The sequence below is a fragment of the Cryobacterium sp. TMT1-2-2 genome (assembly GCF_004403505.1).
GTDB classification, from domain to species: Bacteria; Actinomycetota; Actinomycetes; order Actinomycetales; family Microbacteriaceae; genus Cryobacterium; species Cryobacterium flavum.
This window is the reverse complement of the sequence record NZ_SOGS01000007.1, coordinates 302,765-319,335: the sequence shown is the minus strand read 5'-3', so window position 1 is coordinate 319,335 and position 16,571 is coordinate 302,765. Positions and strand designations below refer to the sequence as shown.

Sequence of the window (16,571 nt, the reverse complement as noted above, 5' to 3'; positions counted from 1 at the left end):
CTGCAACGGTTTGCGGCTTACTTGGACGCAATAGTGACTCGCATGGACTCGTCACTCATCCTCGGATAAACATGGCAAAGGCCCGGGTGGTACTAATTGGAAGCTGACCAGTCGACACGCTGGTTTGAACTGACCATGAAGTCAACTTCCACCCAGTGGCGGCGATTTTGGCGAGCGCGGATTCCCATTCAACGTTGCGCCCAACCATTCCCATCGGTTCCGTGAAATCTTCCAGTATCCACTTGATGCCTCCATCCCTCAAATCAATAAAGGTTGGCGCGTAAAATGACTGCCCTTCGTCCCACGCCTGCTGGGCGTCCAGCGAGATCTTCTCAAGAGCACTGGGAGTTTCCTCGGTCATTGGAGATCCTTTCGATAAAGCGGATTGACTTCGCTGTCCATACTCGTCGCCCCGTCGATGGCTTCGACCAAAGATCTCAGTATCCTCGCAGACGCACGGCACGGGGCTGCCCCCTGGTCGTGATCAGAGGCCGTCGCGCAGCCATACTCAGTCGGGCATGACGCCTCTCACTTAACTGAGTCATCGCATTTTCCGGCCGCGTAACGCTTTGCGCACCTCCACATCAAAGCAAGACGTGATGGGAGCGACGCATGGCTGGGTACGAATCAAAGAACCGCGCATCTCGATGGATCAGTGTGGCCTTCCTGCAAGGAGCTGAGGCCGACGTGGTGCTCGCCATGATCGACCGAAGTGGAGCATCCGCTGCGTTCGACTACCTGCAGCCCCGGGACATGGGCGAGGCCACGACCGATGCCGCCCTCGAAAAAAGGTACGTCTACGACGACGTCCCGGCCGGCCGAACCGACCACACCATCGTGCACGACGGCTCGCCGTATGCTCTGACCTACAGCAGGACGTACAGGTACGTTTCACTGCTGCGGTGGCATCCACTTGAATCTGAAGTGCAGCCAACCCGCCCGGGTTCCCGTCAAAGCGACAACTGGGCCGCCCCGCGGTCAACGCGTCAGACCGAGCGAACGCTCACGCTGTGAAAGACACCGCAACCGAGCGGATGCACACGGCCGCGTTGGTCGAGCCGCGCGGCGAGCTGCGCCGCGACCGTCGCGCCCGGCGGCGAGAGGCCGCCAAAATCGAAGCGGATGCGCAGAAGGCCACGACCCTCGCCGCCCGTACGCGGTGGCACGCCGAGCGGGATGAAGCGCGATCGGGCGCCTACCTACCCAGATCGGGCGAACTCGGCCCGGCCCAACTGCGAACGCCCGGACGACTCAAACTGCCCAAGCACCAGGACACCACGGCGACGCTGTCCGGCCACTATCCGTTTCTCGCCGAGGCCGGACTCGGTTCGGCGGGCGTCTTCGTCGGGAAAGATCTCTACTCGGGCGGATCCTTCGTCTACGACCCATGGGTGCTCTACCAACAGGGCATGATCACCGCGCCGAACATCGTGCTGGCCGGCATCGTCGGCTCCGGCAAGTCCTCGCTGGCGAAGTCGCTCTACACCCGCTCGCTCCCCTTCGGCCGACGCGTCTACGTGCCGGGCGACCCGAAGGGCGAGCACACCGCCGTCGCCGAAGCCGTCGGCGGCAAGGCGATCATCCTGGGCCACGGCCTGCGCAACCGGCTCAACCCCCTCGACGAGGGCCACCGGGCAGCATCCGTTTCGGACGCCGAGTGGTCCGCGCAGCTGGCCGCCCGCCGTCGTGACCTGATCGGTGCTCTCGCCGAGACCGTGCTCGATCGTCCGCTCAGCCCGCTTGAGCACACGGCCATTGACCTCGCCCTGGCCGATGCGGTGCGGAGCGCCGATGTGCCGATCCTGCCGATGGTGGTCGATCGCATCCTCTCCCCCAACCCCGAGGACGACGAGGGCCGCCTGGCCGCGGACGGACGCCTCGTCGGCCACGCGCTGCGCCGACTTGTGGCCGGCGACCTCGCCGGACTCTTCGACGGACCCTCCACCGTGCGCTTCGACCCGTCGCTGCCGATGGTGTCGCTCGACCTGTCGCGAGTGGCCGAGAACTCGACGCTCATCTCCGTACTGATGACGTGCTCCTCGGCGTGGATGGAATCCGCCCTCGCCGACCCGGCCGGCGGCCAGCGCTGGGTCATCTACGAAGAGGCCTGGCGGCTGATGGCGTATCCGGCGCTGCTGCGCCGAATGGATGCCCAGTGGCGGCTCGCCCGGCACTTCGGCATCGCCAACATGCTCATCTTCCACAAGCTCAGCGACCTCGACAACGTCGGCGACTCCGGATCCGCCATGCGCGCCCTCGCATCATCACTGTTGGCCAACGCGGAAACCCGCATCGTTTATCGCCAGGAGACGGACCAGCTCGGGTCCACGGCGAGTGCGCTGGGGCTGAGCCGCACCGAGCAAAAGCTACTACCCGCGCTCGGCACCGGGCAGGGGCTCTGGCGGGTGAAGGATCGCAGTTTTGTGGTGCAGCATCAACTGCATCCCGACGAGCGCGCGGCGTTTGATACGACGGCGCGAATGACGTCGGGCCAATAGCCCCCACAGTATTCGCCTGTACTCATCCAACTAATCGGGCCCCGACTGTACCGCCAAGCATTTTCTAAACTGGCGTAAGGGCCGTCGGCCTCCAACGCTAAGGTCACTCTCATTTTAAGGTGAACGTCGGGTGGACAAAGCAGTGCCGAAAAGCGAGAGCAACATCCCAGCATCCGTCAGCAATCGGGATCGAACGGGCCCGGAGTGCATTTGGTCTGCCGGGATGTCACACCGAATGACGGGGCCCCCGCCACCCCGAGCCATAGCTAGCTCGATTTGTTCGAGCCTGACGCGGTTCGATGGCTCGTGGCCGCAATAGTGAGGCATACGCCGGCGGAAATAGCGACACCAACGCCGACCCACCAGTCATCCGCCCGAGACTGCCACGCGGAGATAAGGCTGAAAATAGCCATCACGGCTAAAACTCCTCCCAGTATCCAAAGCACGAGCCTGAGAGGGCGCGGAATTGTTCCATTCATGTGTTGAACCTTTCAGTTTTCCAGCCTTATTCGATCATAGGCACCAGAGAGAGATGAGCCACTTGTACATGACACCCAGCCCAGCCTTGAGACCTCCCGCAGCGGCGATGACGCCTCCGACTGGTCCGCTAAAGAGCGCAGCCACACCTCCCGCTGCTGCGACCAGAGTGCCAATAGCGATCTCGCCCTCAGCGTACTTGTTGAGGTACCAGCAGAAGTCACGAGTCGATGTGGCAGCGCGAGCGGAAACCGTGTCAGAGTCCGAATTACCCTCGACCTGTGATTGTCCCGTGAAGTTCAAATCGGCTGGATCGATTTTCACCCCATTTGTCCAGGAAGTCATCGTGGCATCGGTGTGATACGCGATCTCCACAGTCGATATCTGTGCGCCATCCGTATCAAAATACGCTCCGAGGAATGAACGCACCTCCGTCTGAGGAGAATCAAGACCAACAGAAACGAAAGAGACCACACCGGGGATCGACCATCCCTCGACGTCTGTGGGGTCCAGCACATACGTGCTGGCGGCTTGGTCCGGAAGATCGGCCTCCAGCAGCAATGCAGACGCCTGGGAATCGGTGAGAGTGACCTGTTCACTGGACATAGGTGATACTTCCGCGGCGTTAGCGGGAGACGCGCCAAACGCTGCGAAAAGGCTTCCTAATGCAATTGCAGTCATCAATCCTTGGGACTTGCGTTTCTTCTTCTGCGTCATAGTCATGAAATTACGCTACTGCGCCAAATTGGATATAACAACCCAATTTGGTATCGACATGGGGGCTCGGTTTTTCCCGTTGTCAATCCCTGAGATTGTCCCACTTTTCAACGGAAAGCCGCGCGTTCTACATACCGCTGATCTTTTATTCACAACTACGGATGGAATAGTTTTCCTCACCCAGAATATCGGCCTCGCTGAATGTAAACAATTCTATGGACAATCATCGAAACACTGTTGATAACGAGGTTACCATCGCACGTCCCGATGACTGATCAAACGAAGAATCCAACTAATCCAAACCGCCAGGCGGATATCGGCTATCACGGGATATCCACCTCTGTGAGAGGATGCGGATTTGCCTCAGGGTCCAGCTCTGATGCTGAAGATAGGCGAATACAAAATACGTGGCCAGAGCCATCGAACACTTAGGCGACTCCGGGTCCGCCATGCGCGCACTCACGTCATCGCTGTTGCCCAACGCGGAAAACCCTCATCGTCTACCGGCAGGAACCGGACCAGCTCGGATCCCATGCGAACGCACTTGGGATGAGCCGAACCGAGCAGAAACTCCTGCCAGCCCTCGTCACCAGTCAGGGGTCGTGGCGGGTGAAGGATCGCAGCCTTGTGGTGCAGCACCACCTGCATCCTGATGAGATGGTGGCCATTGAAACAACGGCGCGAATGACCGCACGGCGATAGCTGCACACCTGATATCTGAAGGAGCAAGTCTGGCGATGGAAGGATATGCGCATGACGCTCGCGTCACTGACCGAAAAGTGCAATGCGACGTACCTGCCGGGCTTCGCGGCCGAGTCTTTCGGGCGACCGCGTCGTCCTCCACGCGACGGTCATCAACGCCGATCCGGGCCTGAAATTCTAAGCAGATGACCTCCCAGCGACCGCAGACCGACCTCGGCGACGAGCTCACCAACCTCGGTATTGGACTCCTGATCGGTGCGGCAGTGTTGGCCCTGCTACTTCGTGGCTCGGGTGCTGTCGCGGCCTGGCAACTGGGACCGCGCAGCCCACCGGCGGAGCGGAGACCGGGCTCGCCGTGCTTCTGCACCCAGACAACCCGGCAGCAGCGCTGCGGGCACCAAATCTGAATCCGGTCGCCTTTTGGGCGACGATGATCTTGCTGGTGGGGCTGGCATCAGCTTTGGCATTTGTGTTGTGGCGGATATTCAGAGGCGTCACGAAGAAGGTCGACCCGTTCCGCATCGCTGGCATAGCGACCCGTGCCGAAGTCGCATGTGCCGCGTCGCATGCGGCCATCATGAAACGCGCTGCGCACCTTCGACCGTCGCTCGCGAAGGCTGATCCGAGCGATGTTGGGTATCGCATCGGGCGATCACGCAACACTGCGGTTTGGGCGAGCGTAGAGGACTCGATCCTGGTGATCGGCCCGCCGCGCTCCGGCAAAGGCGCGCACATTGTGATCAACGCCATCCTCGATGCGCCAGGCCCAGTCGTGACCACCTCCACCCGCCCCGACAACCTCACCACCACGCTGCGCGCACGGCAACGGATCGGACCGGTAGCGGTCTTTGATCCGCAGTAACTGGCGGCGGGGGTGCCGGTAGGACTGCGGTGGTCGCCCATTCGTGGGTGTGAGGATCCGCTCACGGCGATGATCCGCGCGGCCGGTCTCGCTGCCGGAACCGGACTGGCCGCGGGCGGCGTCGACGGCGGCGGATTCTGGGAAGCCAAAACCCGCACTGCACTGCAGTCGATGCTGCACGCTGCCGCGCTCGACCGCTGCTCTCCGGCGGACCTCTTTCGTTGGACCCTCGACCCGGCCGCCGCCCACGACGCCGTCTCCATTCTGTTGAGCACTCCCGCAGCGGCCACCGGCTGGGGCGACTCTCTCCGGGCCACGCTCGAGGCCGACCCGCGCACGCGCGACTCCATCTGGCAGGGCGTTTCACTTTCGCTCGGTGCCTTGGCTGACCCACGCGTATTGGATTCCGTCTCCCCGCCGGAGGGCGAGGAGTTCGACCCCGAAGCGTTTCTGAGTAGCAACGGCACCCTCTACCTACTGGCCACCGGCGCCGGCTCGAACAACTCAGCCGCTCTCGTGTCGGCGTTCGTCGAAGACCTCGTCGAGACTGCTCGCCGTATCGCTGCCCGGAGTGCGGGCGCACGGTTAGACCCGCCGCTGCTGCTCGCCCTCGACGAGATCGGCAACCTTGCGCCACTCCCCTCGCTCCCCACTCTCATGGCCGAAGGCGGTGGCACCGGGATCACCACCATGCCCGTGCTGCAGTCGCTCGCTCAGGCCCGCACGAAGTGGAGCGACAACGCCGCTGGCACCATCTGGGACTCGTCGATCGTCAAAATCGTGCTGGGCGGCGGCTCCAACTCCCGGGACCTGCACGACCTCTCGACCCTGATCGGCGACCGTGACGAGACGACGGACTCGACGACCATCGGCGACCGCGGTTCACGCTCATCGCAGCGCGCGATCCGCCGTGTCCCGATCATGCCGCCCGACACCATCCGCACCCTGCCCTTCGGCACCGGCCTGATAATGCTCCGCGCCGCCCCGCCGATCATCGCGAGGCTTCAGATGTGGACCGCCCGCCCCGAGTCCAAGGCGCTGCGGGCGAATCGCGAGGAGATCGAGGGGCTGATGCGCGTCCCCGCCGCCGATCCCGAGGAGCCGTCCCGCCCAGACGATTGATCCGGCCGCGCTGGTCCGACTCAGACTAAAGCTAACGATCATTGATGCAGTCAATCCGATCCGCGGCTAGCGCCCTGGCGACCGCGCAATGAGACAGAAAACCAACAAACAGTGTCGTTATTGAGCTCGGTGCTGGGCGACGACTACGTGGGTAGGACCTTTCCGCCGAGGTTGACGACCGCGCCACTATTGACGAAGACGCGTTCGACGAGAAGCGAGCCGTTGTCGGGAAGTGGAGGCAATATGCCGGTGCGTGGATCGGGATGATCCCGACTAGATGCCGCCCAGGTGAGACGCCCAATAACTGCATCAGCATTGGAAACCCACCAAAACGAGCCATCAAATACGACCTGGAGCATATCGCCAATATCGATGCTGCTCACGGATGGCGTTATTGATTTTCGGAAAAGGGAGCTGACTGTCGGTGTCCCAGCCGCCATGAGATCGGCTGCGTAGCCGGAGGACGTCCCGTAAAGGCGGTCACCGTTCTTGTGCGGCAGGCCGATTGGTAAGTGCGACATCCAGACAGGATTCGAGTTCATGCGGATCAGCCTACTGAGGCCACCGGTGGCAAAGCCGATCGGGCCACCTGTAGGTCCATCGGGAAACGACTCGGATGGTAGCCATGGCGCGAAACCGGGACCCGCAGGTTTCGTATGGCGCACCTCATAGTGAGCGCGGACGACTACGGTCCGCCCCAATCACAGGAGGTCAAGTCCCATGGCATTTCACACCCAGCAATCGCTGTCCGGTTTCATCGCTTCAGACCCTCAGCAGTCGGTCACAGAGAACGGCGACACCCGCTTCTACGTGCGCGTAGGGCAGCCGCACTTCCGCCACGAATGCACTGGAAGCTTCACCGCGCTCGAGCCAACGTTCCACGACCTCGCCGCCTACCGCGCCACCGCCGACCGGGCTCTTACCCGCTTCGCCAAAGGCGACAGTTTTGTCGCCGAAGGGTACGTGCGCACCTTCCAGGTCGAACGCGACGGCGAAACCATCCAACGCGAGGAGTTCGTCGCCAAGAAAATCGGCCACGACCTCGCACGCACCAACTATCAGGTCGACCGCACCCATCGCACAGGCTCGGACACCGAGGTCGAGCACGAGGCGGAAGCGGCTCACACTGGATCCAGGCGGTGAACCAGCAATGTCGGAGTCACTCGTCGAATGGGCATCCGGCGATCACGACGACGCCTCCTGGGACGACCTCGACGCGCACATTGCGGAGCCGCCACATCCGATCAACTGGAACCTGCTCAGCGCCGATAACGCTGAGGCCGAATGGATCGAACTCAACCACTGGGTGAACTGGCTGAGACGCACCTACGGGTTGCCGGCATCCGTCGTGCCGCCGTTCTGGCATCGGCACCCCGAACTCGTCTGGGAACTCTCCGCACTGCACCTGCACTGGCTCGGCGCCTATGACCCTGATCAGCACGGCTCGGCTCCGTTCGGTTGGCATCGCGACTTCGCGGATGCCCGCCAGCGGCTCCGCGACTGGGTCGCGATGTCGGGCACACGTCTGGAACGCGACCGACACACTCGACAGACGGCGTGGCCCGGGGAACCGCCTGCAAACGCCATCAAGGATGTCGTGATCGGCGATCGCGACGAGGACTTCGTGCAGTTCGTCGTCGACGATGTCACGCGTCGCCGTGATGCCGAGGCATCGCTCTACTCTCGCGGTTAATCTAGTTGATATCGCCAAGCCTTGGCTCTTGCGAAGGGCGCAAAGGCCCTGCGTCGCTGTCGCAGTTGACGCACCTGAGCGCGACTGATCAAAGGGCAGGGTAAACGCGACACTCTCGGGCTCGTGACCCGCAGAACCCAGTATTCGTGCGGACGCGCCCGCTCAGCGTCCGGCTTACGGAACGGCGGGATACAGCGGAGCGGGCGCGCTGAGGAAGGTCTCGCCGTGTAGTTTCGCAGAGGGCCGTGCGGTTCTTTGGGCGGCCGCGGCCCGGTTAGTCGTCTTCGGGTGACGCAGCGAACGCCGTCTTGGTGGAGGAGTACCAGTCCATTGATCGTTTTGGGTGCTTCCAACGATCTTTCATATCCTTGTGCGCTTGCTCGTGGGTGGTGTCTCCGGCCTTGACGGCGTCTTTGAGGTGGCGGTCCTGGGCCTTGATTACCTCATCAGCAGTATTGCCGTGCAACGGTTCTTCGCACGGGCCGCCCAGCTGGCGGCAGGTCATTGTTTTCATCGACTCGAATCCTAACTGTGAACGCGTTGCCCCGTTTGAGGTTTGCTACCTGTATAACGATGCAACGCCAGCAAGTGTGACCGCTGACAACGGGTTCGATTGTTGCAGGCGGCCGGTCAGCCCCGCTGTCCTCCTGCGTCGCGGCGGATGAGGTGTTCCAAAACGGCCGGATCGGCGCGGAAATCGATCCGAGACACAACCCCGCCGACGACCCTGAAATCAAACGCGACCCGCGGCGAGCCACGATGAAACCAGGCCGCGCCCGGGCGGCCGTCGATGAACACCGGCAACGCGGCTTTGGCCGCGCCGTTGAACATCGTCGCGACGGCGCTCCGTCCTTCTATCCGGGTGGGGGTTCCCGCCGAGATCGCCGCTTCATCACCGGCAACCACTACTCCCGGCGCCAGCAGGGCCAAGAGCTGCTCAAAATCGCCCTGTCGTGCGGCGGCGAGGAACGCGTCCACGACTTCCCAGTCAGCTCGGCGGCGCTGCACGCCCTGCGGGCGGACCTTGCTACGCGCTCTCGAGGCGAGCTTGCGGGCGGCGGCGGGAGTGGTGCTGAGGATCGCGGCGATCGTGGAGAAATCAAAGCTGAAGCTGTCGTGGAGCACGAACGCGACCCGCTCGCTGGGCGTGAGGCGGTCCAAGACCACCTGGAGCGCAATGCCAACCGTGTCGGCCAGGGCAAATGCATCGGCGGGATCTTCAATCAGCGAAGGGAAAGCCATGTCGTCGACCAGGATCGGTTTCGGGGCGCGCAGCCTGTCCAAACAGAGCCGCGTGGTCACCGTGGTCAGCCAGCCGGGCAGGTTGTCAATGACAGCCTCGGTGGAGTGAAGGCGCAGCCAGGTTCGCTGGACGATGTCTTCGGCCTCTGCGTTGTCCCGCAGGATCCGCCCGGCAATACGCAACAACCGGGGGCGCTCCCGCTCGAAAGCTGCAGTCTCGTCCATCCGCGTCACGCTTCCTTCCGGGGTCTCATACTATGGGTGACGTGCGGGCTGCGCCCGGTGTGACAGAGAGGTAGCGGAGATTCCGATGACGTCGATTGATGAAATCATTGCCGCGTTGGGTGGCTGGCGAGGCGACATGCTGGCCCGCATTCGCGGCTTGATCCTTGAGGCCGAACCGAACGTGGTCGAAGAGACCAAATGGAAGAAGACGACAAACCCGCTCGGCGTGCCGACCTGGAGCCTCGATGGGCTCATCTGCACCGGGGAGACCTACAAGGACAAGGTCAAACTCACCTTCGCGAAAGGCGCCTCGCTCGACGACGCGGATGAACTCTTCAACGCCAGCCAGACCGCCAGAGTGAGGCGAGCCATCGACCTACACGAGGGCGACAAGATAAACGCCACAGCATTCCAAGCGCTCGTCCGCGCAGCGGCAGCGCTCAACAAGTCATAGACGAGCGCACCCCGATCCTCGTTGGCTGCCCACGTGGATCGCTGTGATCGACCGGAAGAGGTTCCTCTCTGACACGACCTCAGGGCATTGGGCAGTTATATGGATCAGCGCTAGATCTGTCGCATTGGTCGTCCCCCTTGCGGACAGCATATTTGGCGACGGCGACCGCGATTCCTGGCTGGTTTTATTGACTCGGCCCGCGCAGGAGCCTTGAACTTAGTACGTCTTGGATCGAGTCCTCCGGATGTTCGTAGGTGTGCCGATCGGCGTGTTCGATCACCATGATGTTGGACATTGTCGCCAATCGTTGCGGACCTTGCCAGAGAAGATCATCGCCCTTTTGAATCTTGGCTTTGGCAGGGAGAATCTGGAGAAGGGTGAAGCGATCGAGCGGGATGTGCACGAGTGGAGCGGAGAGAAGGTGAAGTCCTGGCTCCCGAATGTTTTCTCGGATCGGAACGATTGGGCAGTCGGAGGTTACAAGGACTGGATCGTCAAATCGGAACAGATGCCAAGGGCGTTCGAAGAGCTTTTTTGAAGCGTCGAACACAAGATTCCTAAACCAGCCGACGTGAGCGTTCCGTGGTTGGGAGCCCTCCGGTACATAATAAGCGAGCGTTTCTGCCCATTTGCTATCTATTTCTTCATCGGTCCAGCCCAATACCCGGATCTCATCGCGCAGGCGGTTTACCGACGATTCGTCTAGAGACGATCGAAGGCTGTTCATTTGCGCCTCCAAAAAGCCGCGGGATCGTGGGGTCCTGAGATACTGTGCGCTCACCCACAAGGAGAGTCGCTGGCGCGATCTGTCGTTAAGGGGCCAACGACGAGCTGTGAGAACCTCGTTCAGTGCCCGAGCCGCGTCTGACTCGATTCGGCCGAGAATGTCTTCAAAGCCGTCCAATTCGACCCCATGCTTGTCATCGATTGTGTAGAGATCCTTGATGACCGTTGCATGCCGTACTGGTACCAGTAAGCCTCGCTGCGTGTTCATCGACCATTCGCGGACCATTCGTTCTCCGTCTGCAAAGCGACGCAGATAGAACTGCGGGACCACGTGATGGGCGTGCTTGGCTGCCACTGAACAAAACTACCGAGCAGCGTCCCGATCCTGAGACTTAGCGCGCAATCTCAATGAGGGTCTGGAGCGCTTCACATCGAAAGGTTCCCTTGCGGGCACTTCCGCGAGATACCGCGCCGTCGGCGGATTCAGCCGTTCGGGCGCCCGTCAGCCGTTGCGCTTTCGGGCGTTGGCTGCACTGTTGCTAACTGTAGTTTCTATGAGGTTCTCGCATTTAACTCACGCCGTGCTGGTTCACAAAGTCCATAGGAACTACAGCTGATCGGACTCAATATTGGGTTCCACGTAACGAGCAGCTAATCCGAGGTTGTCCCGCGAGCCACTCGTGTCCACTATCTGCACGGCATGATTCATGTCCGGAGAGCTGCTCATGATCGAGTCGAGCAGCTTCGCTTCTTCCGGAGAGACGAGAACCGCCAGCGCTTTCCCATGCCGGGTAAGAGTGATGCGTTCGTGCCCGTAAACGACTTCGTTGACAAGATTCGACAAATCCGCGCGAGCTTGAGTAACAGGAACTTCTTTCATCATCGTCTCGCATTCTGTACAAAATGTACATTCTTGGATTTAGACTAATCCGTACATTTTGTACATCTCAAGCGTAAGGGGAACCATGACGAATGCCCAAGCAGCTTTGCGGGCTCGCTACGTCCAATTCTGGATCGCGGCGACAGTGTCGGCGCTCGGCGACGGCGTGCGAGTTGCAGTTCTTCCGCTCTTGGCAGCATCAAGCACTCGGGATCCTGTGGCCATTGCCATCGTGACTGCGGCAGGTTTCTTGCCATGGCCTGTCCTTGGACTGCTCGGAGGAGCCGTATCGGACCGTTTCGACCGGCGCCGACTGATGTGGATAGTCAACGCCACTCGGGCCTTGATCGTCGCCGCAGCCAGCGTGAACCTTCTCTCAGAAAGGACACTTCCCATTGCAGCGCTCGCGATTCTCGCATTCACGCTCGGAACGGCCGAAACCGTGTACGACAACGCAGCCGTCGGATTCCTCCCCCAGCTGCTCCCGACCGAGCTGCTCCCGATTGGGAATTCGCGCCTATTCACGAGCCAACTCAGCGCCACACAGCTCGTAGGGCCACCCTTGGGAGGCCTTCTCTTCGCCCTCGGTGCAGGCATCCCCCTCGCACTGGACTCGATCAGCTTCGCCCTCAGCGCCCTACTCATTGCCTTTATGCCGCGCACGCCGCCGGGAGTACCTCACGTGCGGAAGAATCTTCGGCGCGACATCGCCGAAGGGCTCACCTGGCTCTGGCGCAATCCCACGCTCCAAGCCATGGCATTCATCACCACCGCTCTCGGCGCCATCAGCGGCGCACTCCTGGCCATGCTCGTGATCTACGCACGCCAGCAGCTACACCTGACGAGTTTCGGTTACGGCCTCCTCCTTGGAGCGTTCGCGATTGGCAGTGTCAGCGGCGCTCTGGCCGCCCCACGCGTCATGCGCCGATGGCCTCTTCCTCAGGTCTTAGCCGGAACTGTTCTTGTTGCCACCGTCATCTTTGCTTGCCTGGCAGCAACCTCGAACTCCATCGTCGCCGCGTTGCTACTCGCCGCTTTAGGAGTCGCCGTGAGCACCTGGAATATCGCCTCGGTCACCACACGACAACGCATCGTTCCCAACCGACTCCTCGGTCGCGTGAGTAGCGCCTACCGAGCCAGCGCCCTCACCTTCACTACGCTCGGAGCACTAGGGGCAGGGGTTCTCACTGCAACAACATCTGTTGCGGCAACCTTTTGGGCGTGCTCTGCCCTAGCGCTCGTGGGACTCGGTATGGGCGCACGAGGACTCATAAAAATTCACGATGACAACTGAAAATCCTTCGCTCCCCGGGAGCGACCAGCATTCTTCACTCGCCATTGTTCGCTCGTTGTGACCATTCACAGATCGAAAAAGGTGCCCGTAAGAGGCTCGGCTTTCGGACACGACTGTCGTAACCAGTCCCGGTCAATAGAATTGCGTTTGTCCTGCGCCGGCCGGACCGGTCAAGCCCCGTGAGGAACCATGACATCTGACAACCGCCTCGAATTCGATCTCGCCACTATTTTTACGGCCCGAGATCGCGACGATATGGAACCCACCATCCGGGCCCTACTCACAATCCTCGACGAGTATCCCGAGGAACCGTCGGTGCTGTACGAGGTTGGCGGCGCATACGACACTGCTGGCCAAGAAGAAGCAGCCCTCGGCTACTACGAGCATGCGCTCGGCAACGGTCTCCACGGCGACATGCTGCGCAAATGCTATCTCCAGTACGGAAGTACCCTCCGCAATCTCGGCAGGATCAACGCTTCAGTCGCTGTCTTCGCTCGTGCCCGAACCGAGTTCCCCGACTCCGAATCGCTGGCGATCTTTGAGGCACTCACTCTTCACGCGGCAGGCCGCCCGAGTGCGGCCTTGGGGTACGTGCTTGAATTAATCGCGGACCGCTTCCAGTCTGAGGAAGTCACGCGTTACGACGCGGCGATCCGCGGTAATGCCGCGTACCTCATTGCCCTCGACTCCCCGGATACTTCGGATGTGACGAAAGCCCAGTAGAGGTTCCCCTTCTGGGCTTCGCAGAAATGAGAAAATTGGATCATGACTGTGGGAACCGGCGATTTCGAGTTGACCATGGACGAACTGCGAGTCGTGGCACGCTTTGTGGTGGAGGCAGCAGAGGAAGTGCTTCCGGTGTTTGAGGCCGCCCATCCAGATGACCCTCGGCCACGCGCGGCCGTCGACGCTGCGTGGGAGTTTGTCAACGGCGCAAAAAGGACCAACCTGCAGCGTGTCACAGCTTCAGACGCACACCGCGCCGCACAAGAAACCGCCACCGAATCAGGACGACTTGCCGCGCGCACCGCGGGCGACGCCGCAGCCGCCGCCTACCTGCACCCAATTGCGAAAGCCACTCAGGTCAGTCACATCCTGCGCGGTCCCGCAAGTGCAGCGCGTATCGCTGAGTTGGTCGCGGGTGACAATCCCGAGGTTGGCGACAACTTCGTTGAGCGAGCCAAAAACCACGCCACCCCAGGCCTGATTGATGTTCTCAGCCGTTATCCAAACGCACCAACGGGAAAGAGTCGCGTCGATCACCTTATGAGCAAGTTGGACTCCAAGCTACGCAAATCCCGCTGAGGGTTCCGCGAGCGGACACCTTACGGATACTCCTGGACGTCGACGAGCCAGCCCTCCAGTGAGCGTCGGTGTTGCTCGGGCGGTAGGACAGCAAACTCTTCGACGTCAGGTTCGGCGTCCTCATCGATGCGCAGCCGAACGCCCTGAGCCGGGGCCAACATCGCTGTATTCGCAACTGGCACGATCTCGATCATGTATCGAGAGGGCAAAGTCCCCAGGAACGCACCATTACCGAGGTCGCGGCCAACCATCGGCCACTCGTCGCCGTCCGCCGGCATGATCGATTCGGGCGGCGCGCCGTGGCCGGGCCGACGTAGCGACCGACGCTCGATGACGTCCTGCGTGACCGCGTGCACTGCAAGGACCCTGCCGCGCACACGATCGGTGAACTCTTCCTCATGGTGCGACTCCATCGCGTCCACCGTGGCCATGAGTTCCGGTCCGAGCATGTCAGCGAGACCAGCAGGCGGCGTTCGCGTCTCGATACCGAAGTCCACCCCATCGCCGATGGCAAAAGCATCGCCGCAGCACGCCCATTCCCATTCCGTCAGCCACACGCGCGTCATAACCCCACGCTAGCCCAACGCCCAAACAGCGACTCGGCCTGCGCTTTAAGGGATCCACGACCGGAACGTTGCAGCTGTCTCGCTCAGGGTTCCCCCGAGAAACAGTTCAAAACGGGGTTTGGGCAATTGCGGCAGTGTGGCACCGGGACGGAGTTGTGGGAATGTTGACCAATGGGGGAATCTAGTGCTGGGTGTCGACAGCGAAGCACTGGTTCAGGTCGTTCACGGTGAGCGCCCGTGGAGCAGTCGGCTCGATGATGGCGGCGACTCTGGTTTCCAGGGCGCTGGGCTTTGCGAAGGCCATTCTACTGGTGGCCGCCATCGGCGGAACAAGTACGGCCGTCGCTGGTCAAACGTTTGAAATCGCGAACTCGGCGCCGACCTATCTGTTCGCCTTGATCGCCGGCGGCGTCCTCGGCGCCGTACTTGTTCCCCAGATCGTTCGGAACCTGCACGCTGGCCCCGCGGGTCAGGAAGACACTGACCGCCTTCTGACGATCATCCTTATCGGCGGGGCTGGCGCCACGGTCGTTCTTACCTTGTGTGCGCCGGGCATCGTCTGGATCTACGCCACGACGTGGTCCGCGCCGTGGCTAGGGCTTGCTACGTCGATGGCGTATTGGTGCCTGCCGCAAATTTTCTTTCTCATCGCCTTCGCCGTCTTGTCGCAGGTGTTGAACGCGCGCGGCGTGTTCGGTGCCCCAGCCTGGGCACCTGCAATCTCGAACGTCTTTGGCATCGGCGGCATCCTGGTGTTCCTCGTCGCTTTGCCCTCCGGACTGGGTGACGCTGGCTCGTGGACCCCACTGATGGTCGCGGTCCTCAGCGGGGCCGCGACCTTGGCCATCGCCGTCCAGTCCCTTTTGTTGCTGATTCCGCTGCGTTGCATCGGTTTCCGTCTGCGCTTCCGATGGGGCTTTGCCGGTCTCGGCCACATGTCCTCGCTGGCCGGCTGGACTCTGGGCGGGGTGTTTGCCAGTCAAGTGGCCTACCTGGTGACGGCGAACGTAGCCAGCAGCGCCGGAGAGTCACTCAACCAATTAGGCATCGACGGGCCAAGCCTGAACTCCCTCTCGATCGCATACCTGCTAATACTTCTGCCCCATGGAATTGTGACCGTGTCATTGACCACGGCCCTCTATACACGCATGAGCGGGGCGGCCGCACGCAACAACTTCGTTGAAGTCGAGTCCCTCTCCAATCTCGCGCTCCGACCTGTCGCGTATGTGTCACTCGCCGCCGCGGCAGTTTTCGTCGCTGTCGGGCCGATTCTGACTGAGGCGATCTTCGGCACGCCCCTCATCGGCCACGTCTTGCAGGTGCTGGCGGTCGGCCTCGTCGGCTTCAGCCAGGCCTACGTCCTCAACCGGACATCTTTCACGCTGCAAGACGCCCGAGGCCCGTTCATCACACAACTCACCATCGCCGTGCTATCTGCAGCCGGTGCGCTGGCAGCGGCGATCCTGCTGCCCCCGCAGCTGACCGTGATCGGAATCGCCGCCGGCATCTCGATCGCAAACATTGCCGGATGGTCGACAGCTCACGTCCTACTCCGACGAACTTTCCGAAAACGCGGACACGAACCCGACTCCGAGCCGGCCGCGGTGTGGGGTCTGACCCGGCTCTTGGCCACGGCAATGATCAGCGCCGCAGCCGGGCTGGCCACGACGACGATCATCGGCACGCCAGCCAGCTTCATCGGACACGCCCTGCTTTTCCTCCTTGCATCCTCGATCGTCAGCGGGGTGTTTGTCGGGATCAGTTGGCTCTTGGGCGACCGTACAATCAAAGATCTCCGGCGGTAGCCG

19 protein-coding genes and 1 pseudogene are annotated in these 16,571 nt (G+C 61.6%); 11 read left to right on the top strand and 9 right to left on the bottom strand.

Annotated features, from left to right (window positions below):
- Positions 1-55 precede the first annotated feature (55 nt).
- Complete coding sequence (locus tag E3T35_RS06780; protein WP_134346826.1) at positions 56-361, bottom strand: hypothetical protein; 306 nt, start codon at positions 359-361, stop codon at positions 56-58.
- 296 nt (positions 362-657) lie between these two features.
- Between E3T35_RS06780 and E3T35_RS06775 the strand changes: the two genes are divergently transcribed.
- Both E3T35_RS06775 and E3T35_RS06770 read left to right on the top strand, forming a co-directional pair.
- Positions 658-1,014 carry a hypothetical protein gene (locus E3T35_RS06775; protein WP_134378200.1) on the top strand — a complete coding sequence of 119 codons (357 nt, stop codon included), beginning with the start codon at positions 658-660 and terminating at the stop codon, positions 1,012-1,014.
- Between the two features lie 20 nt (positions 1,015-1,034).
- Complete coding sequence (locus E3T35_RS06770) at positions 1,035-2,498, top strand: ATP-binding protein (protein WP_134378252.1); 1,464 nt, start codon at positions 1,035-1,037, stop codon at positions 2,496-2,498.
- A 513-nt stretch (positions 2,499-3,011) separates the two neighbouring features.
- On the opposite strand, the gene E3T35_RS06765 is transcribed toward E3T35_RS06770, so the two are convergent.
- The gene (locus tag E3T35_RS06765) at positions 3,012-3,698 is read right to left on the bottom strand and encodes a hypothetical protein (protein WP_134346824.1); all 687 of its coding nucleotides are present in this window, start codon (positions 3,696-3,698) and stop codon (positions 3,012-3,014) included.
- A 543-nt stretch (positions 3,699-4,241) separates the two neighbouring features.
- On the opposite strand from E3T35_RS06765, the gene E3T35_RS19185 reads away from it, so the two are divergent.
- Together E3T35_RS19185 and E3T35_RS06760 are read left to right on the top strand one after the other, a co-directional pair.
- On the top strand, positions 4,242-4,394 hold the full coding sequence (locus E3T35_RS19185) for a hypothetical protein (RefSeq protein WP_166789857.1): 153 nt from the start codon (positions 4,242-4,244) through the stop codon (positions 4,392-4,394).
- Between the two features lie 185 nt (positions 4,395-4,579).
- Positions 4,580-6,378: pseudogene (locus E3T35_RS06760) on the top strand (type IV secretory system conjugative DNA transfer family protein).
- 143 nt (positions 6,379-6,521) lie between these two features.
- Here E3T35_RS06760 and E3T35_RS06755 read toward each other — a convergent pair.
- A complete protein-coding gene (locus E3T35_RS06755; RefSeq protein WP_134346823.1) occupies positions 6,522-6,920 on the bottom strand; it encodes a hypothetical protein in 399 nt (132 codons plus the stop codon).
- A gap of 178 nt (positions 6,921-7,098) precedes the next feature.
- On the opposite strand from E3T35_RS06755, the gene E3T35_RS06750 reads away from it, so the two are divergent.
- Both E3T35_RS06750 and E3T35_RS06745 read left to right on the top strand, forming a co-directional pair.
- A complete protein-coding gene (locus tag E3T35_RS06750; protein ID WP_134346822.1) occupies positions 7,099-7,521 on the top strand; it encodes a single-stranded DNA-binding protein in 423 nt (140 codons plus the stop codon).
- Between the two features lie 7 nt (positions 7,522-7,528).
- A complete protein-coding gene (locus tag E3T35_RS06745) occupies positions 7,529-8,071 on the top strand; it encodes a DUF4913 domain-containing protein (protein WP_241988748.1) in 543 nt (180 codons plus the stop codon).
- Positions 8,072-8,345: 274 nt separating this feature from the next.
- Here the strand turns inward: E3T35_RS06745 and E3T35_RS06740 are convergent, their stop codons facing one another.
- Together E3T35_RS06740 and E3T35_RS06735 are read right to left on the bottom strand one after the other, a co-directional pair.
- On the bottom strand, positions 8,346-8,585 hold the full coding sequence (locus tag E3T35_RS06740; protein ID WP_092342623.1) for a hypothetical protein: 240 nt from the start codon (positions 8,583-8,585) through the stop codon (positions 8,346-8,348).
- Between the two features lie 116 nt (positions 8,586-8,701).
- Positions 8,702-9,538, bottom strand: a complete 837-nt coding sequence (locus E3T35_RS06735) for a sigma-70 family RNA polymerase sigma factor (RefSeq protein ID WP_134346821.1) — start codon at positions 9,536-9,538, stop codon at positions 8,702-8,704.
- Positions 9,539-9,623: 85 nt separating this feature from the next.
- On the opposite strand from E3T35_RS06735, the gene E3T35_RS06730 reads away from it, so the two are divergent.
- Positions 9,624-9,992 (top strand): DUF1801 domain-containing protein, encoded by a 369-nt coding sequence (locus E3T35_RS06730; RefSeq protein WP_134378199.1) that lies wholly within the window; start codon positions 9,624-9,626, stop codon positions 9,990-9,992.
- 184 nt (positions 9,993-10,176) lie between these two features.
- Here E3T35_RS06730 and E3T35_RS06725 read toward each other — a convergent pair whose 3' ends face one another.
- On the bottom strand, positions 10,177-11,073 hold the full coding sequence (locus E3T35_RS06725) for a DUF4238 domain-containing protein (RefSeq protein WP_134346819.1): 897 nt from the start codon (positions 11,071-11,073) through the stop codon (positions 10,177-10,179).
- Between the two features lie 252 nt (positions 11,074-11,325).
- Positions 11,326-11,601 carry a type II toxin-antitoxin system Phd/YefM family antitoxin gene (locus E3T35_RS06720; protein WP_134346818.1) on the bottom strand — a complete coding sequence of 92 codons (276 nt, stop codon included), beginning with the start codon at positions 11,599-11,601 and terminating at the stop codon, positions 11,326-11,328.
- 82 nt (positions 11,602-11,683) lie between these two features.
- Here E3T35_RS06720 and E3T35_RS06715 point away from each other — a divergent pair, with 82 nt between their 5' ends.
- The 3 genes from E3T35_RS06715 (at position 11,684) to E3T35_RS06705 (ending at position 14,197) form a co-directional block, all read left to right on the top strand.
- Positions 11,684-12,892 (top strand): MFS transporter, encoded by a 1,209-nt coding sequence (locus E3T35_RS06715; protein ID WP_134378198.1) that lies wholly within the window; start codon positions 11,684-11,686, stop codon positions 12,890-12,892.
- A gap of 189 nt (positions 12,893-13,081) precedes the next feature.
- Positions 13,082-13,615 (top strand): tetratricopeptide repeat protein, encoded by a 534-nt coding sequence (locus E3T35_RS06710; protein WP_134346816.1) that lies wholly within the window; start codon positions 13,082-13,084, stop codon positions 13,613-13,615.
- Between the two features lie 42 nt (positions 13,616-13,657).
- Positions 13,658-14,197, top strand: a complete 540-nt coding sequence (locus E3T35_RS06705) for a putative immunity protein (RefSeq protein WP_134378197.1) — start codon at positions 13,658-13,660, stop codon at positions 14,195-14,197.
- A 20-nt stretch (positions 14,198-14,217) separates the two neighbouring features.
- On the opposite strand, the gene E3T35_RS06700 is transcribed toward E3T35_RS06705, so the two are convergent.
- Together E3T35_RS06700 and E3T35_RS20020 are read right to left on the bottom strand one after the other, a co-directional pair.
- Positions 14,218-14,763, bottom strand: coding sequence for a DUF6578 domain-containing protein (locus tag E3T35_RS06700; RefSeq protein ID WP_134378196.1), 546 nt, complete (start codon positions 14,761-14,763; stop codon positions 14,218-14,220).
- Between the two features lie 181 nt (positions 14,764-14,944).
- Entirely contained in the window at positions 14,945-15,067 is a 123-nt protein-coding gene (locus E3T35_RS20020) for a hypothetical protein (protein WP_255575407.1), read from the bottom strand.
- 7 nt (positions 15,068-15,074) lie between these two features.
- Between E3T35_RS20020 and murJ the strand changes: the two genes are divergently transcribed.
- Positions 15,075-16,568 (top strand): murein biosynthesis integral membrane protein MurJ, encoded by a 1,494-nt coding sequence (gene murJ / locus E3T35_RS06695; RefSeq protein WP_206750657.1) that lies wholly within the window; start codon positions 15,075-15,077, stop codon positions 16,566-16,568.
- Positions 16,569-16,571 lie beyond the last annotated feature (3 nt).

Excerpts from the sequence above, each read along its gene's own strand:
- E3T35_RS06780 (WP_134346826.1), bottom strand. The coding sequence starts at position 361 with ATGACCGAGGAAACTCCCAGTGCTCTTGAGAAGATCTCGCTGGACGCC.
- E3T35_RS06770 (WP_134378252.1), top strand. The coding sequence starts at position 1,035 with ATGCACACGGCCGCGTTGGTCGAGCCGCGCGGCGAGCTGCGCCGCGAC.
- E3T35_RS06765 (WP_134346824.1), bottom strand. The coding sequence starts at position 3,698 with ATGACTATGACGCAGAAGAAGAAACGCAAGTCCCAAGGATTGATGACT.
- E3T35_RS19185 (WP_166789857.1), top strand. The coding sequence starts at position 4,242 with ATGAGCCGAACCGAGCAGAAACTCCTGCCAGCCCTCGTCACCAGTCAG.
- E3T35_RS06755 (WP_134346823.1), bottom strand. The coding sequence starts at position 6,920 with ATGAACTCGAATCCTGTCTGGATGTCGCACTTACCAATCGGCCTGCCG.
- E3T35_RS06750 (WP_134346822.1), top strand. The coding sequence starts at position 7,099 with ATGGCATTTCACACCCAGCAATCGCTGTCCGGTTTCATCGCTTCAGAC.
- E3T35_RS06745 (WP_241988748.1), top strand. The coding sequence starts at position 7,529 with ATGTCGGAGTCACTCGTCGAATGGGCATCCGGCGATCACGACGACGCC.
- E3T35_RS06740 (WP_092342623.1), bottom strand. The coding sequence starts at position 8,585 with ATGAAAACAATGACCTGCCGCCAGCTGGGCGGCCCGTGCGAAGAACCG.
- E3T35_RS06735 (WP_134346821.1), bottom strand. The coding sequence starts at position 9,538 with ATGGACGAGACTGCAGCTTTCGAGCGGGAGCGCCCCCGGTTGTTGCGT.
- E3T35_RS06730 (WP_134378199.1), top strand. The coding sequence starts at position 9,624 with ATGACGTCGATTGATGAAATCATTGCCGCGTTGGGTGGCTGGCGAGGC.
- E3T35_RS06720 (WP_134346818.1), bottom strand. The coding sequence starts at position 11,601 with ATGATGAAAGAAGTTCCTGTTACTCAAGCTCGCGCGGATTTGTCGAAT.
- E3T35_RS06715 (WP_134378198.1), top strand. The coding sequence starts at position 11,684 with ATGACGAATGCCCAAGCAGCTTTGCGGGCTCGCTACGTCCAATTCTGG.
- E3T35_RS06710 (WP_134346816.1), top strand. The coding sequence starts at position 13,082 with ATGACATCTGACAACCGCCTCGAATTCGATCTCGCCACTATTTTTACG.
- E3T35_RS06705 (WP_134378197.1), top strand. The coding sequence starts at position 13,658 with ATGACTGTGGGAACCGGCGATTTCGAGTTGACCATGGACGAACTGCGA.
- E3T35_RS06700 (WP_134378196.1), bottom strand. The coding sequence starts at position 14,763 with ATGACGCGCGTGTGGCTGACGGAATGGGAATGGGCGTGCTGCGGCGAT.
- E3T35_RS20020 (WP_255575407.1), bottom strand. The coding sequence starts at position 15,067 with ATGGCCTTCGCAAAGCCCAGCGCCCTGGAAACCAGAGTCGCCGCCATC.